17 protein-coding genes are annotated in these 16910 nt (G+C 38.5%); 2 read left to right on the forward strand and 15 right to left on the reverse strand.

Annotated features, from left to right (window positions below; all coding sequences use genetic code 11):
* Position 1 precedes the first annotated feature (1 nt).
* The 9 genes from ACYIB7_RS08175 to ppdK all read right to left on the reverse strand — a co-directional run bounded on the left by ACYIB7_RS08175 (position 2) and on the right by ppdK (position 9520).
* On the reverse strand, positions 2–943 hold the full coding sequence (locus tag ACYIB7_RS08175; RefSeq protein ID WP_103982478.1) for a hypothetical protein: 942 nt from the start codon (positions 941–943) through the stop codon (positions 2–4).
* Between the two features lie 13 nt (positions 944–956).
* Positions 957–2783, reverse strand: a complete 1827-nt coding sequence (locus ACYIB7_RS08180) for a serine/threonine-protein kinase (RefSeq protein ID WP_103982479.1) — start codon at positions 2781–2783, stop codon at positions 957–959.
* A gap of 43 nt (positions 2784–2826) precedes the next feature.
* The gene (locus tag ACYIB7_RS08185) at positions 2827–3630 is read right to left on the reverse strand and encodes a PP2C family protein-serine/threonine phosphatase (RefSeq protein ID WP_103982480.1); all 804 of its coding nucleotides are present in this window, start codon (positions 3628–3630) and stop codon (positions 2827–2829) included.
* 14 nt (positions 3631–3644) lie between these two features.
* A complete protein-coding gene (locus ACYIB7_RS08190; protein WP_099465614.1) occupies positions 3645–4163 on the reverse strand; it encodes an FHA domain-containing protein in 519 nt (172 codons plus the stop codon).
* Positions 4160–4402 carry a hypothetical protein gene (locus ACYIB7_RS08195; RefSeq protein WP_480336727.1) on the reverse strand — a complete coding sequence of 81 codons (243 nt, stop codon included), beginning with the start codon at positions 4400–4402 and terminating at the stop codon, positions 4160–4162. The genes ACYIB7_RS08190 and ACYIB7_RS08195 overlap by 4 nt, the downstream gene beginning before the upstream one ends.
* 133 nt (positions 4403–4535) lie before the next feature.
* The gene (locus ACYIB7_RS08200) at positions 4536–5189 is read right to left on the reverse strand and encodes an FHA domain-containing protein (RefSeq protein ID WP_103982481.1); all 654 of its coding nucleotides are present in this window, start codon (positions 5187–5189) and stop codon (positions 4536–4538) included.
* Positions 5190–5192: 3 nt separating this feature from the next.
* Entirely contained in the window at positions 5193–5576 is a 384-nt protein-coding gene (locus tag ACYIB7_RS08205; RefSeq protein WP_099465612.1) for a LytTR family DNA-binding domain-containing protein, read from the reverse strand.
* Positions 5577–5692: 116 nt separating this feature from the next.
* On the reverse strand, positions 5693–6637 hold the full coding sequence (locus ACYIB7_RS08210) for a BF2992 family fimbrillin-A clan protein (RefSeq protein ID WP_103982482.1): 945 nt from the start codon (positions 6635–6637) through the stop codon (positions 5693–5695).
* Positions 6638–6799: 162 nt separating this feature from the next.
* The gene (ppdK, locus tag ACYIB7_RS08215; protein WP_103982483.1) at positions 6800–9520 is read right to left on the reverse strand and encodes a pyruvate, phosphate dikinase; all 2721 of its coding nucleotides are present in this window, start codon (positions 9518–9520) and stop codon (positions 6800–6802) included.
* A gap of 186 nt (positions 9521–9706) precedes the next feature.
* Here ppdK and rlmD point away from each other — a divergent pair, with 186 nt between their 5' ends.
* Both rlmD and ACYIB7_RS08225 read left to right on the forward strand, forming a co-directional pair.
* Complete coding sequence (rlmD, locus tag ACYIB7_RS08220) at positions 9707–11119, forward strand: 23S rRNA (uracil(1939)-C(5))-methyltransferase RlmD (protein WP_103982529.1); 1413 nt, start codon at positions 9707–9709, stop codon at positions 11117–11119.
* Between the two features lie 11 nt (positions 11120–11130).
* Positions 11131–12525, forward strand: a complete 1395-nt coding sequence (locus tag ACYIB7_RS08225; RefSeq protein ID WP_103982484.1) for an MltF family protein — start codon at positions 11131–11133, stop codon at positions 12523–12525.
* Here ACYIB7_RS08225 and ACYIB7_RS08230 read toward each other — a convergent pair.
* The 6 genes from ACYIB7_RS08230 to ACYIB7_RS08255 are packed head-to-tail and all read right to left on the reverse strand — an operon-like array spanning position 12522 to position 16369.
* Positions 12522–13052, reverse strand: coding sequence for a sensor histidine kinase (locus ACYIB7_RS08230; protein ID WP_480336730.1), 531 nt, complete (start codon positions 13050–13052; stop codon positions 12522–12524). The genes ACYIB7_RS08225 and ACYIB7_RS08230 overlap by 4 nt on opposite strands.
* 60 nt (positions 13053–13112) lie before the next feature.
* On the reverse strand, positions 13113–13874 hold the full coding sequence (locus tag ACYIB7_RS08235) for a PHP domain-containing protein (RefSeq protein ID WP_480336732.1): 762 nt from the start codon (positions 13872–13874) through the stop codon (positions 13113–13115).
* Positions 13871–14209, reverse strand: coding sequence for a DRTGG domain-containing protein (locus tag ACYIB7_RS08240; protein ID WP_099465536.1), 339 nt, complete (start codon positions 14207–14209; stop codon positions 13871–13873). The genes ACYIB7_RS08235 and ACYIB7_RS08240 overlap by 4 nt, the downstream gene beginning before the upstream one ends.
* Positions 14196–15575 (reverse strand): [Fe-Fe] hydrogenase large subunit C-terminal domain-containing protein, encoded by a 1380-nt coding sequence (locus ACYIB7_RS08245; protein WP_480336734.1) that lies wholly within the window; start codon positions 15573–15575, stop codon positions 14196–14198. The genes ACYIB7_RS08240 and ACYIB7_RS08245 overlap by 14 nt, the downstream gene beginning before the upstream one ends.
* A gap of 19 nt (positions 15576–15594) precedes the next feature.
* Entirely contained in the window at positions 15595–16008 is a 414-nt protein-coding gene (locus ACYIB7_RS08250) for an ATP-binding protein (RefSeq protein ID WP_103982530.1), read from the reverse strand.
* A gap of 16 nt (positions 16009–16024) precedes the next feature.
* Entirely contained in the window at positions 16025–16369 is a 345-nt protein-coding gene (locus ACYIB7_RS08255; protein ID WP_103982488.1) for a hypothetical protein, read from the reverse strand.
* Between the last annotated feature and the right edge of the window lie 541 nt (positions 16370–16910).

A 16910-nucleotide genomic window follows, 5' to 3' on the forward strand; every position in this document is an offset into this window, starting at 1 on the left:
TTTAGAAAAAGAATCCCAAACCTGCATTCAAGTCTATATATTTAAAGTTAATCGTGTTACAACCCGCACTGATAAAAACATGATTAAATTTGATCATAAAATCTAAATCTGCTGCTATCCCTTTATAGGAAGCATCTATATTTTTAGCCCAAGCTTTTTGTTCATCGGCACCGGTAAACTCATTCTTAACCTGATACTCATAAAGAACACTCCTATCACCATATCCCAAACCGACAGTAGTATATAACCAAGGCGTACACTTAACAACCATACCCGCTGTGCCTGCATAATTATTGACTTTTTTCTTGTTTGTAAAACTATAATAATCAATAATTGAACCAATTAATCCATTATTGTTGCATTCCGATGCATGATCTTTAAAAGACATATTTGTTTTAAACCGGACATACCATCCTAAACGACGGGCAACTCCGCCAACTGTCAGTCCGTATGGAGACTCTATAGAATAAGAATATCCAAAGAAAAATTTCATACGTTCACGAGAGATATTCTTTTTTTTCAGAGCTTGTTCATTAGTAGCTGAAATAACCGGTATACGCATTGTTTCTAAACGTTCATGCCAATAAGTTGCCAATTCTTCACTCTTCGGAGTACCTATTCCATTCTCATAAAAAACAATCAATTTTGATATGGCAGTCGTATCGTTCTCTGTAGCCATCACATTAAGACAATTCAAACATTTGTTCATGAGACTACGCATGGAAGGACGCATTCGTTCATTCTTCAGCCAGATTTTGGTCAATTGATTAATACTGTATGAGTCACATTGCGATACACCTTCTTCATACCATATTTTAGCATCACTATAATTCTGACGCTTCATTGCATCATCTCCTTTCCTATTATATTCTGTTTGTTGCTGCTGAGCCAACAAACCTAAGGGGAATATAATGCATATTATTAATAGTAAAAGTCTTTTCATAACATCATTCTAACTAATAATAAGTTAATCCTTCATTGACCAATACCCCGTCTGTATTATAAATATCATACAAATTATCTATACGCTCAAAAGCCCGGCCATTATCGGATTTTCCTACACTCAAATATTTACAGGGAATACGCTCTATTGCATTTGAATCAATGGCACCATATTTACCTGTTGATTTTTTACGTACTATTTTATATTTACCAAAAGTCATCATTTCCTGATACAGAGCCTTACGTTCTGCTAGTTCTTTTTCTTCTTGTTTTGTATCACAAGCAATCAGGAGTCGAACTACATCCTCTGTAAGTTTTACATCTTTAGCCTTCAAAAACTCTTTTTTAGCGCCAATATAATCAGTAGCATCCATTTTAGCCTTACCAGCCGCTATCATAGCTAAATATTTAGCATCTATTTCAGCAGCAGATGGCTGAACAACTGTCTTTGGTACATCTTCTACATTTTTTTGCACCACCAATTGTTGATTATGATCTTCTTTGACAGGCTCTGTTACAATCGGGTTAAGAGTTTCCTCTTGTTTCACAGGATTTTCTTGTATGGAAATATCATTATGTCCTTCTTGTTTATCTTCCGTTGTTATTTCTAAAGGTAAAACATTATTTGATACGACAGGCTGTTCTTCAGATTGTTGATCTGTTGATGCAGTCAAATCTTTTACCAAAGGTTTATTCCTATATACATACCATGCAACAGCACTACCTGCTAATGCAAAAATAATAAAAAATGCAGGAATTAAAAAAATCTTCTTCTTTTTCTTTCCCTGAAGCTGATTAGATGTTAATGCCTGATCACTTACAATAGTCGCATCTTCATCTTCTTCTGATATAGTATTTGAAGAGTAAAGAACAGTTGTTTCATCTCCGTTTTGTGACATTACCGGCTGAGACGAATATAATTGAGTTTTTGTCTTTTCTATTACAGGTAAGTCTAAAGATTCAAGCATCTCAGAGATAGACTGAAAACGATCGGTCGGTACAATCTGCATAGCCTTTATTATAGCAGATTCTGTTTTAGGTGTTATAGCCGGATTTATTTCTGAAGGATTCTGTAAAGGACGAGTAGCACGAAGTATGGATTCCGTAGGTATTTTTCCCGTAAGCAAATTATACATCGTTGCCCCTAAAGAATAAATATCCGGACAAGGAGAAAATAATTGAGTCCCTTCATTATCGTATTGTTCAATTGAGGCAAAACCTTTGGATAAAGTCAGCATGGTCGTACTCGTTTCTTGCTCTTCTATATCATAACGTTTACTCACTCCAAAATCAATAAGCCGTGCATTATCATCTTTGTCAATAAGTATATTACTCGGTTTAATATCCAGATGCAATATATTTTTCTCATGAACAAATTGCAGAGCTTCCCCAATTTGACGAACATACTTAAGAACAATCGGTTCAGGCAATACTCCCTCTTTATCCATCATATATTTCAGAGAATTACCCGAAATATATTCCATTACAATATAAGCCGTATTGTTTTCTTCAAAAACTTCAAGCACATTTACAATATACGGATGATGTACATCCGATAATATTTTTGCTTCTTTAATAAGTTTCTCTTTGAATTTGTTAAAAAGAGTTTTTCCTGTTTCCGAGTGAACTTTTACTGCTTGGGAATCATTATCCCTGTAACAGTAATCTTTGAAGAAATATTCTTTCACACATATAGGCACTTCAGTTTTAATTGCTCCTAGTGCCCCTTTTAGTTCTGTAAACCATACACCTTTGTAAGTTATACCAAAACCTCCCTGACCCACAACATGAGAAAGTTTATATTTTCCGTTTTGAAGAAGATATCCGTTAGGCAGATTCATAACTACAAATGCAATTCTTTTTAATCTGCCAAAAGTACGTTATTTATATAAAAGAATAAAGGAAACTAAGAATATTTTGCTTTACACTTTGAGATTCTTGCACATTATTAACGGGTATAATATAAAAAGAAAAGTTATCCCGGGTACGTCCATAGCAAGTGTCCATAATAGCATCTTTGATTTCTTCGGGATCATGGTATTTTGCAAAAACTGCAGCTAATAATTCATCTGTATAATGTTCCAGCACACCATCCGTACACATAAAAAAGTAATCTCCTGCTTGTACATCATCCAATACAATAACATCTGCTTCAGTTGGATGATCAGCCCCCTGTATAGCACGTAAAATAACATTTCTTTGAGGATGAGTTTTTACTTCATCTTTTGAAATTTTACCTAATTTAAAAAGAGAATTCACTAAAGAATGATCTTCTGTTTGATATACTATTACCCCTTCTCTGAACTGATAAATACGACTATCGCCCACATGCGCAATGACAACGCCTTTTGTTCCTGTATAAAGCATAGTAAGAGTAGTTGCCATACCTTTTGCTGCAGGATGCAACGCTATATAATCGTCAAAACGTGCTTCTGTATATTGCAGGGCTTTTTTAACAAGATCTTCGGTAGTATCTCCATCTTGAAATGCGGAAAGATAGGTTTGGAAAGACTCACATGCCAGATAACTGGCAATTTCCCCTTTCTCGGCACCTCCGACTCCATCACATACTAAAAATAATTTTTGACCGGAAGTTATTGTTTCTGGCAATGGATAAATAGAATCTTCATTATTAAGCCTTCCACCCTTTTCACTAACAGCATATGGTTTACCGATCGTTATATTCATAGCAATAATGAGTTTTATTCATTAAACCGGAGAACTGTACGGCCTATAATAATCTCGTCATTATTATTAAGTACGACAACTTCTCCATCTCCTAGGTAATTGCTATTATATAACGTATGGTTTTTACTATTATTGTCTGAAAGATAATGTTTATAACCACCTTTCGAATCTTTTTTCACTTCTATCCTAATATGTTCCCGGCTCATTGAGCGATCGGTAGTTATTATGCCAATCGTAGCATTTGATGCATTCGATTTTCTCCCGACAATCGTTGTACCTTCATAAAGAAGAAATTCTTGTTCCGGCGTATCCGTATCGGCAACTATGGTAAGTTTACCTGTGCTATTCTTTATTGGTTGCACAAGTATCGTTTCAGAATCATTTAAATTATTCTGAACATTTTCCTTTGAAAGAAAAGAAATAGGAATGGGTTTCTTACATTTGGGACATTTAAAAGAAGTTATTCCGAGGGGAATTTTCCCCTCGTCTACTTTTAATCCTACCTGACAGTGTGGACACTTGACTGAAATCATATCATAAATGAAATATCTGTGCTATCAATATCCGTTGTATTAATATCCAACATGTCAGCATCAGATAGCATTATAGTATCATCCGATAAAGTAATAAAATCAGAACTATCTATACTATCATCAATTACTACTGCATCCAGCATTCCAGCATTGTCTCCGTCTACATCCACTACAATAGCATCTGCCAATAAGGCATCATTATTATCCAAAGTAACGAATGTATATTCTTCTTCCTGCATAATCTTATCCCTTTTTAATGTTTTTACCGGAAACAAAAGTAGGAAAAGTAACGGATTAATAAATATCCAATTCTTTCTTATAATCAAAGGATTGGATTTACTGTACAAAAAGCTGGATTTAGAATACAAACGGTTAATTGCTCACCCACTTAGCCTTGCAAGTTGAAACTGGACATTGTTTCCTGTTTTTTAAAGATTCCCATGGTATTTCACCTAAAAATGTTCCGCATTTAGGGCAGACATAATCTATTTTAAATTGATTGGCGATATCTTGCAATTGCTGAGGTATCTTAGATGATTGTTTTGCACCTAAATATATTCCTATCGTAGGAGCACAAACAGTCACAAACAAACTTATCATTAATAATTCTGGATTTCCTTTACCTAAAAAACCAATTATTACTCCCACAACCCCGGTTAGAGCAAATGGCAATGATTGAAAAAGTCTTGTTTTAAATTGATTGGATGATTGAATCTTAACTTTTGCTTGAATATAATCATCATATATTTTCTTTAATTTGGCGAACTCTTCACTATAATCATTATTAAATTTCAGAATATCGGAAAGAACCACAATATAGCTATCTCCCAGCCTTATCTTATCAGTAGGTGTAATTCGTTTTTTTAGAATCTGGCAATCATTAACAAAAGTTCCATTTGTCGAATTAGCATCCTCTAACAGCCAACAACCCTCTTCTTCACGTATCAAGCGCGCATGGTGCCTGCTTACATGAGGATCATTAACAACAAAATCATTATCATCCGATTTTCCTATCTTAATTACCATTCCTTATTCTTTAACCTCTTCAGACCTGCCCATCTCCTTTTCCAGTGAATCTTTCAAAACTTTCAAAGGATCTTTGGATATAACTAACTCCCGAGGCTTACCTTCTTCCGTAAGTAATAATAATTTCTGTTTAGGTAAGTTGATTTGCAATATATGATTTTTATTAATAATATGACTTTTGCCAACGCGCATCAATATTTCATTGCACCCGGCAACCTGTTTCCCTAATATTTCTTCTATCTTACCTATATTTATTGCAAAAGTAAATTGTATTCCATTCGATAATAATAATTTCGTATAATTCCTGTCGGCTTCAAAATACAGTATTTGTCCTATTTTTATACGTAACAGTTCATCTCTTGTCTTAATAATTAAATACCGCTCCATAACGTAGATATTGTTTTTCTTTTTTCATCAAGAAACAAATATACGTCATTTTCTTCTTTCGCATGCACATTTTGAAATAAATAAATATTATTCAAATTACTTTGAAAACAAATTCATCATTTCAACGTAGGATAAAGAGGTTTCCCCGTTTCATCCACTTCTGTCCAGCTTTTAATAGAAACCTGAGAAAAATTCACCGAGTTTTCGTCTATTATCGCATTAAACAAATAAGAATCTCCTGATTGTAACTCTCCATTAGGAACTGGGACATTTACACTATAGATCCGAGAAGTACTCTCGTTATTTACCATTACTTCCAAAGTCAATGACATTGGAGATGTAGTCTTCAGCGGAAGCATAATATACTGAGCCAACAAGCCGTTTATACCCATTTTATCCGCTTTATCATATATTGATGCAGGAGGAATAATTCCGGTATACAAATTCATACGAGCTCCTGTCTCCGGCGGAGTAATCATGGCCGAGACCAACTTATTTAAAATTATTCCTTCGCCACCCGATACTTCAAAAACAACTTGTGTAGCTGCATGTAAATACATAATCGGTATATTTACCTGGTTACTCATGATATCTTGTTCCGGACTATGCCACCACAAATAGTCAATGCCATTAAACAAAGGCTCAGACAGACCAGACGTAAACTTAGGAGGTATTGTAGAAAAGTTGTCAGACACAGCATAAAAATCATATATGCCGGATTCCAAATACATCTTATAACCATCATTACCTGTTAACACACCGGGGGCAGATGTTATATATAACCCTTCAGCGTATGGTATTCCTTTAGCTCCATCTCCATTTGTTGAAGTAAAAGCATATAATTGGTTCTGAATCCCCTTTTTCATAGGAGCCATTGTCCTGGTCAATAAATTACGATCTTCTACTGCTGCATTAAATGTAACCAATGCTTTTCCGTCGGGGTTATTACTATTTGGATTTTCCCAACCATCCTCAAAAATAATTGTATTTTTAGAACATCCCGCAAACAGCAAAACTATATAAACAAATACTACCAAGCTTACAATCTTGTACTTTTTCATAATAAACCATTTTTAGAATTCATATTATATAATACATTTCTGATCCCTGTTTGGTTCACGATGAAAATGTTAAGCATTCAACTCTATTTCACTTTAAATAAATTTTCAAACACAAAAGGCTGTCTCATTTGAGACAGCCTTTCTTTTTTTCTCTTTTTATTTTCAATCCTCCAACGCTGCTTGAGCCGCAGCAACACGCGCAATTGGCACCCGGAAAGGAGAACACGATACATAATTTAATCCTACCCTATGGCAGAACTTAACGGAAGAAGGTTCGCCTCCATGTTCACCACAAATTCCGCATTTTAAATCAGGACGGATAGTGCGACCTTTCTCTGTAGCCATACGGACTAATTGTCCTACACCATTCTGGTCTAACACCTGGAACGGATCGACTTTCAAAATCTTCTTTTCCAAATATACCGGCAAGAAAGAAGCTATATCATCACGAGAATAACCAAATGTCATCTGTGTCAAGTCATTTGTACCGAACGAGAAGAACTCGGCAGATGAAGCAATACGATCAGCCGTTAGCGCCGCACGCGGAATCTCAATCATTGTACCAACCTTGTAATCAATACTGTCATCCATTTCCTTAAACAGGTCGGCTGCAGCTTTACGAATTACATTTTCCTGTTCTTTAAATTCATATAGAATACCCGTCAGAGGAACCATAATTTCCGGCTTAGTATCAATGCCTTCTTTCTTTAACTCCAGTGCAGCGCCTAAAATAGCACGAGTCTGCATTTCCGTAATTTCGGGATATGTATTACCTAAACGGCAACCACGATGGCCTAACATCGGGTTATGTTCACAAAGAGATTCCACACGCTTCTGGATTTCCTTAACAGAAACACCCATTGTTTTTGCCATCTCTTCTTGTCCCTTCAAATCATGAGGCACAAATTCATGTAATGGAGGATCTAACAGACGAACTGTCACCGGACATCCGGCCATAGCTTTGAAAATACCTTTAAAGTCTTCTTTCTGGTATGGCAGTATCTTCTCCAGCGCTTTCTTTCGCCCTTCCGCATCATCGGCCAAAATCATTTCACGCATAGCTTTAATCTTTTCGCCTTCAAAGAACATGTGCTCCGTACGACAAAGACCAATACCTACAGCACCAAAGTTACGGGCTATAGAAGCATCATGCGGAGTATCTGCGTTCGTACGCACCTGCAATCTGGTGTATTTATTTGCCAGATCCATTAATGCTGCAAAGTCACCCGACAATTCGGCTGCCATTGTTTCTACCTCGCCCAGATATACTTCGCCGGTGGTTCCGTTGATTGAGATGTAATCTCCCTCCTTCAGCGTTACACCACCCACTTCCATTGTTTTATTTTTATAGTCTATGTTTAATCCACCTGCACCCGAAACACAGCATTTACCCATACCGCGTGCAACAACCGCAGCATGTGAAGTCATACCACCACGGGCTGTAAGAATTCCTTCAGCCACAGCCATGCCTGCAAGGTCTTCAGGAGAAGTCTCAATACGAACCATGACTATTTTTTTACCATCAGCATACCATTTTGCAGCATCATCAGCAAAAAATACGATTTGCCCGGTAGCAGCTCCCGGAGATGCGGGTAAACCTTTTACTAAAACTTTAGCTTTCTTCTCTGCTTTCTTATCAAACACAGGATGAAGCAATTCATCAAGTTTATTAGGCTCTATACGTAAAAGGGCTGTTTTTTCATCAATCATTCCCTGACGCAACAAATCCATGGCTATCTTAACCATAGCAGATCCGGTACGTTTACCGTTACGGGTTTGTAAGAACCATAGTTTTCCCTCTTGTACGGTAAATTCCATATCCTGCATATCACGATAGTGATCTTCCAATTTTGTCTGAAGCATATCCAGTTCCTTATAAATAGAAGGCATTGCCTCTTCCATAGAAGGATATTTAGCTACCCGTTCTGCTTCAGAAATACCAGCACGTTCAGCCCAACGCTGCGAACCGATTTTTGTAATCTGCTGTGGAGTGCGTATACCGGCTACCACATCTTCACCTTGCGCATTAATCAGATATTCACCATTGAATAAATCTTCTCCATTACCTGCATCACGAGAAAAACATACGCCTGTTGCCGATGTTTCACCCATATTACCAAATACCATAGCCTGGACATTAACAGCCGTACCCCACTCTGCCGGAATACCTTCCATTTTACGATACAGAATAGCACGTTCATTCATCCAACTGTCAAATACAGCACAAATAGCTCCCCAAAGCTGCTCATAAGATGAAGTCGGAAAATCTTGTCCGGTCTGTGCTTTAACTGCAGCCTTGAACTTGGCCACCAATGTCTTTAAGTCTTCAACATCCAGTTCATTATCTAATTTAACGCCCTTTGCTTTCTTCACTTCCTCGATTATCGCTTCAAACGGATCGATGTCTTCCTTGCTGGTCGGTTTCATGCCCAATACCACATCACCATACATTTGGACAAAACGACGATACGAATCCCATGCAAAACGGGCATTACCAGTCTTGCGGGTTAACCCTTCTACAACATCATCGTTTAAGCCCAAGTTCAGGATTGTGTCCATCATACCCGGCATAGAAGCACGTGCACCGGAACGAACAGAAACCAATAACGGATTCTCTACATCCCCAAACTTAGAATTCATCAAAGTTTCAATATTAGCAATAGATTTCTCTACGTCTTTCTTCAGTAGTTCTACAACTTTATCTTTTCCTAATTCATAGTATTCAGAACAAACATCAGTAGTAATCGTAAATCCGGGAGGAACCGGAACGCCAATCAGATTCATTTCGGCAAGGTTTGCCCCTTTACCACCAAGCAGATTTTTCATATCTGCTTTACCTTCGGCTTTTCCATTCCCGAACGTATAAACTCTTTTTCTTTCCATATTCGACAGTATTATTTTAGATTTCAGTTTTGCTATCTCAACATTGCAATACCACAAATATATGTTATTTAATAGTAGCTTATACTTATAAAGTTAAATAAATTTATATGTTTTATAACCACTCATTACCATTCGTATCAGGTAAATATGTACATTTGTGTGGCGAAAATTTTAAACTTAACAACATTGGCAAGAAATAAGAAACAGTTACCCTTGCTGGAAAAGGTAACAATAACGGATGTAGCCGCAGAAGGAAAGGCTATTGCAAAGGTAAACGACATGGTAGTATTCATTCCTTTTGTTGCTCCTGGAGACGTTGTAGATATTCAACTTACCCGTAAAAAACACAGTTATGCCGAAGGGAAAGCTGTATATTTCCATGAATATTCTCCTAACCGGACAGAACCTTTCTGTGAACATTTCGGTGTATGTGGCGGCTGTAAATGGCAACATCTTCCTTATAAAGAACAACTTAAATATAAGCATAAACAAGTTATAGACAATTTAACACGTATCGGAAAAATAGAAATGGAAGAAATCCTTCCTATCCTGGGTTCCGAAAACACCACTTTCTACCGCAACAAATTGGAGTTTACTTTTTCCAATAAGAAATGGTTAACTGAAGAAGAAGTAAAGTCCGGTGCTACATTTGAATGTATGAACGGTGTCGGATTCCATATTCCGGGAATGTTCGATAAGGTGCTGGATATCCATAAATGCTGGTTGCAGGACGATATATCCAACCGTATACGCCTCTGTATTAAAGAATATTGTCTCTCACATGAAGGTTTCCCGTTTTTTGACTTGCGCAACCAGGACGGTTTTGTACGAACTCTCATGATCCGTACTGCCTCTACCGGAGATTTGATGGTCGTTCTTTGCTTTTATCACGAAGATGTAGAACATCGCGAAGCATTAATGTCGCATATTGCAGAACAATTTCCGGAAATAACTTCGTTATTATATGTAATCAATGAAAAATGTAATGACACCATAACCGACCAGGAAGTACTTGTATTCCGCGGTAGGGATCATATTATTGAAGAAATGGAAGGCCTGAAATTTAAAGTTGGCCCGAAGTCGTTCTATCAAACGAACAGCGCTCAGGCTTATAATCTATATAAGATAACCCGCGAGTTTGCCGGCCTTACCGGTAATGAAATGGTATACGATCTTTATACCGGCACTGGAACCATCGCAAACTTCATCTCTCGTCAGGCAAAAAAGGTGATCGGTATAGAATACGTACCTGAAGCTATAGAAGATGCAAAAGTAAATTCGGCTCTGAATAAGATTGAAAACACATTATTCTACGCCGGCGACATGAAAAATATCCTTACGCAAGACTTTATAAACCAACACGGACGTCCTGATGTTATTATAACAGACCCGCCCCGCGCCGGAATGCATGATGATGTGATCAACACCATTTTGTTTGCCGAACCGGAGCGAATCGTTTATGTTAGTTGTAATCCGGCAACACAGGCGCGCGACCTAAGTCTGCTTAGCGTAAAATACGCAGTCAAAAAGGTGCAGCCCGTAGATATGTTCCCTCACACGCACCATGTGGAAAACGTAGTGTTGCTTCAAAAGAAATAAACATATATATAATGTATAAAAAATGTATCCCCTTCTTGCTCTTTTTGTTTCTCTTGGGCAGTTGCTACAGTAACAAACAAGGGAAAGAAGAGGATATTGATACACATCCTGTAGATCTGACACAATTAAAAGAAAAAGGCGAAATCACTGCTGTTACTCTGTATAGTTCTACTTCCTATTTCCAATACAAGATGCAACCTATGGGTTACGAATATGATCTTATCAATGATTTCGCCAAATCCGAAGGTTTAAAACTCAATATCAAAGTTGCCGAAAATGCTACCCGGTTAATAGAAATGCTTGAGGCCGGCGAAGCTGATGTTGTAGCCTATCCCATCCAAATAACCAACAAACTAAAACAAGAAGTACTTTTCTGCGGACGCGAAGAACAATCCAGCCAAGTCCTGGTGCAACGAGCCAATAAAGGCGATACTATACTTACCGATGTCACTCAATTGATAGGCAAAGACATTTACGTCAAACCCAATACAAAATATTCCGAACGTCTACATAATCTGGACGTAGAACTTGGTGGCGGAATAAACATTAAGGATATTGAAAAAGATACAGTCACGACAGAAGACCTTATAGAGATGGTCTCAAAGGGGCAAATCCCCTATACTATCAGCGACGATAACACTGCCCGGCTAAACAAAACTTATTATTGGAATATCAATATAAACCTGAAAGTCAGTTTTATGCAGCGCTCCGCATGGGCTGTACGCAAGAATAGTCCGGAGTTAGCCAAAGCCATCAATGAATGGGCATCCGACAAATCCGGTTCTTTTACCTTTAAAGCCGTGACCAAACGCTATTTTGAATTAAGCAAAGAACCATTCAGGGCAGAACTGCCGGAAGTAAAAAACGGACATATTTCTCCATACGACCAATTATTCCGAAAGCATGCCGCCAATATCGGATGGGATTGGCAATTGCTTGCTTCTATTGCTTATCAGGAATCACGTTTCAATCCATCCGTAGTTTCATGGGCAGGAGCAGAAGGACTTATGGGCATCATGCCAAACACTGCAAAAGCTTTAGGCGTAACTCCGCACGAATTAAAGAATCCGGAAATAGGCATACGTACCGGGGTAGATTGTTTACGACGGTTCAGACAAGGCTTTTCTAGCATAAAAGATCCACAAGAAAAGCTGAAATTCACATTGGCTTCATATAATGCCGGCATCGGTCATGTTTATGATGCCCAACGTTTGGCTGAAAAATATGGCAAAGACCCTAATAAATGGGACGGTAATGTTGCCGAATATGTCCGGCTGAAAAGCGATCCGCAATATTACAATGATCCGGTTTGCAAACACGGCTATCTTCGTGGTTCGGAAACCTATAATTACGTACAGGAAGTAATGCAACGGTATAAATACTACAAAGAGAAAACAAATAGCTAGTTACCGCCTATATTTTCACGTATCATATCCTTTATGAACAGCATCACTTTTGGATGGCTGACAGGCATACCATCCAAAGCTTCTTTTATATCATTCGTACTTAAATCGAAAAACTCTTTTCCTGACTGGTAACTAAAACAAATATTCACATCCGGATTTCCGGTAATCAACATAGCCACAGTTGCCGGCAAATCTCCCCACGGAGGACAATCTATATTAGTAGAAATAAAACGGGCCGTAACAGTTGTCCCTTTCCCCAATTCGGATATTATTGAAACACTTCCGCCCGTTTGTTCTGCATTTTGTATCAGAAAAGGAAGCCCCAGGCCTACCTTTCGGGTAGTTCGTGTGGTATAAAACGGATTAGTCACTCGCGCCAATGTTTCTGCATCCATTCCGCAACCATTATCTTTTACACATATTTCTATGGCGTCTTTGCTATCAGAAATCAAAAGACCTATTTCGGTTGCATCGGCACGGATGCTATTGGCTGTTATATCGGTTATATGAAAAGAAAGATTATCCATTCATTCTGTTTTAATTATTTTAATCCTCTGCAGAGCAAATGTGTTACCGAAAGAAACAAGCTATGCAATCTCATCGGTTTGTCCTGATGCAGACAAACTATAGTCTTTATCTCCGGCATAAGTTTTCCGTAAATCATTGAAAGTTAAATACTCTGTTTGCCACAAAGAGGGCTTGGTTCCTATTTGTCCGGGATAATGTGCATCCGAAGCAGAATAGCAAACATATTCATGTAAGTATGAATGCTGATTTAACAAAACCTTAAAACGCAATTTATCATTATATTCGACTGCATTTAAAGAAATGGCCGGATCAATGAATCCAAGTTGGCTAATCAAGCTAAATGAAGGACGTTCTATATGGGCTGCAACAACAAGACACCCTAAAGCCTTTGCCTTTGCTGTTATCTGGTTTATGCTTTGATCAAGTGCGGAAAGAAGAAGATAAGGCATTTCTCCGACGATTTCATCCCGGCGATTTACCCACACCTGGTCGCCGAAACGTTCCGTATCATTCGGAATTGGCGGCAAATGTAAATCCAAATAATGTTGAAATGCGGCTCTAGCATCCTCCGATGGAAAGAGTATAAGGCAATGTGCTTCTTCGCGGGTGGTAACTTCCACCCCGGGAAAAACCTTTAAACCCAATTCTTTCCCCAGAGCTTGTACTTCGGGACATTGCAACGTGCTATTATGATCCGTCACGGCTATAGCATCCAAACCTCGCGAAAGCGCGGTTTCCACAATAACCTGAGGGCTCATATCCAGGCTTCCGCAAGGCGAAAGACAAGTATGAATATGCAAATCTACTTTATACCGGTTCATTCGTTAAGCAATAATTGATATATTTTTCCGGTTACTTCGAAAGCGGAAAGCGACGTCCCAAGTACGGGGACATCTTCTTCCCTACCTTTTTGCAACGTTTCTTCATCAGGAGAAGCTCCGTTTACTATTAAAACAGCCGATATATCTTTCAGGGTAGCAACAGCAAGAATATTCTGGTGTGTCTGCATGGTTATCCAGATCATGCCTTCGTCTACATGCCCCATCACATCACTAAGCAAGTCGCTGGTATAACCTCCTGTTATTTCTTCTTCGAGGCCTTTTTCACCACAAAACACAGTCAGGCTTAATTCTTTTACTAACTCATTGACCTTCATATTTAGCTCCTTTCTTATAACAATCTTTGTTTAAACGATCTTTACCCCATGTTTTCTCTACCAAGCGAAAAGCATGCTCCTGATCCAGTTTACCATGCTTCTCCATATTACGTTGCATAAAGATACAGTCGCTAAACTGTGCTTCGTGACGAACAATATCTTCGGCCAAACTCTGGCAATTGGGACTTCCGCAAGCTCCGCAATCTATCCCTGGCAAAAAACACATTAGCTTACGTACTTGCTCCATCTTACTCAATATTTCTTCTATCGAACCATTATAAAGCAATTTAGGATTGGGTTTAAGAGGTGGAATGGTAATATGTTGTTTCAGATAAGCCAGCGCTTCTTTCTGCTCGGCTGCATATATAAGTGGTGCTTTGTCACGCTTCATAGAGCGTTTCATAATACGTTCGGCCGTAAGGAAACGATTAGCGAATGTAAGAACCCCACCGGCACAGCTACGATCGCAAGCCCTCAGTTCCAGAAAGTCCACGTTGCGCACTTCTGTGGTTGTCTCCATCCGTTCCAGAAAATCAATTACATTATGTATTTCATCTATAGCAAGGCTGCGACCGGAGAAGTGTTTTGCTTCACCTCCGGTCTGACTCCAACGCATTTCTTTTTTAGTAAGTGTCGGAGGAAGCTGGCATTCGGGTTTATAATCACGCGGACGGTTTTTTAGTATATGATATACCTTATTATATAAGGTGTCCATATTAATTACTCCCTTGATAGTAGATGAATAACCGTCAGCTCCTTTTAGTGCTGCGATCTTGGCGGCACAAGGGGTAATATAAAACATGCCAATCTCATTGGATGGTATGCCCTGTTCCTCTAAAACTTTATGATAATAAGTGGCTGTAGCATTTACCGGAGACTTTACAAGAAGCACGTTATCCACCAAAGCCGGAAACCTAACTTGTATCAAACGTATTATGGCCGGACAAAAAGAACTGATGACCGGCTTTTCATCAGCATTTTCCATCTGTTGGAGCATCTCACGATATATCATATCGGCAGTGAACTCTACCTGAAAGACATGGGTAAAGCCTAATTCATATAAAGCACTGAATATCTCCTTTTCGGTTGTATATTTGGAGAATTGCCCTATAAAGACAGACGGAACCAATACAACACGGTTCTTATAATCAAAGATACGTTGAAAGTCATCCTGCTCTACATAAATTGCGTCGGTTGGGCAAGCCTTGAGGCATTCGCCACAATCCACACACCAGTTTTTACGTATAATTGCTTTTCCGTCACGAATACGGACAGCACCTGTCGGACACTTCGTCATGCAATGCGTACAACCAATGCATCGCTCATTATCTATTTTAAGTGCATGATAAAACTTTTCTTCTTCCATTTGGGTAAACCTCCTTTCTTCAGCCGAAATGTGTAACCATACGTACAGTCGTTCCCCGACCGACTTTACTATCTATTATCAACTCATCTACATTCTTCTTCATATTAGGCAATCCCATACCTGCACCAAAGCCCATTTCCCGAACAGCAGAAGATGCAGTAGAATATCCTTCCTTCATAGCCAACTCTATATCCGGTATTCCGGGACCTTCATCTTCCAGGGTCAATGTAATCTTATCTGCATCCAGGTCAGCCACAACCGTACCCCGCCATGCGTGGGCAACAATATTCACTTCGGCTTCATACAAAGCCACCACCACACGCTTGATAATTTTTGGATCGATAGACAATTGTTTAAGCACTTTCTTTATATTACTTGAAGCATATCCTGCTTTGGAAAAATTACCTCCTTCCAGTTCAAATCTAAATTGCATACGGCTTTTCTCCTTATCAATAAATAGGTGGAAGTCCACCTGCATATAACTCTCCTACCGTATGATACATAGAGTGTCCGGTTTCAAGCAAAACCATATTGTTTTCTTCAGCAAGTTGTTTCATTTCCGGAGTAACTTTCTTGCCGCGCACAAATAAAATATAGGTTATCTCGGCAACTTCCGCCGTGCGAATCGTTTGCAAATTACAAAGGCCTGTCACCAAAAGAACATCACAACAGTCGAGTGTGAGCACATCGCTCATTAAGTCGCTTGCAAAGGCACAATCTATCTCGCAAGCCGGTTTATCTGAGCCACACACAATAATCGCTTCGGTAAGTTCCTGTATCCGTTGAATTTTCATAATGCTTATCAAAGGTTATATTCATAGTGGCAATGTAAGAAATATTTCGATTAGTTGGGATTGGTACGGTGAAAATCTTATTAATCTTTTACCTGATGGCGCTCAATAACTACCGTAAACCTGTCCAACCAACCTAAATTATCAATCAACATATAATAAGAAAAGTCTGACATATACTGGTTTTCTTTTAGAGTACAAAAATATAAATTCTTACCCATTAGGAATCAAATGCTACAACAGACATCATATACAAACCATAAATAATGCTTATCTTTGCATTAATTCTGTAGACTTATAGAGATAAGCCGCTACAGAAGGACATAAATCAGAACGAAGAGCGTTTCTAAAGATATTATTCTTGTCATAGAAAATCCCCAATTTTCGAAGCCGTACGGGAATAATAACAACAGAAATAGCTCACGCCTGTGGTATATGAACATCTCAGAGATGAGAGGGTTATATCATATCGGCGTGGGACTGTTGTTTATTATTTGTACGGTGGGTATGGGGATACCTCTATGACAAATAAGACATAAAGACA

Source organism: Parabacteroides sp. KHUB-03 (genome assembly GCF_056640975.1).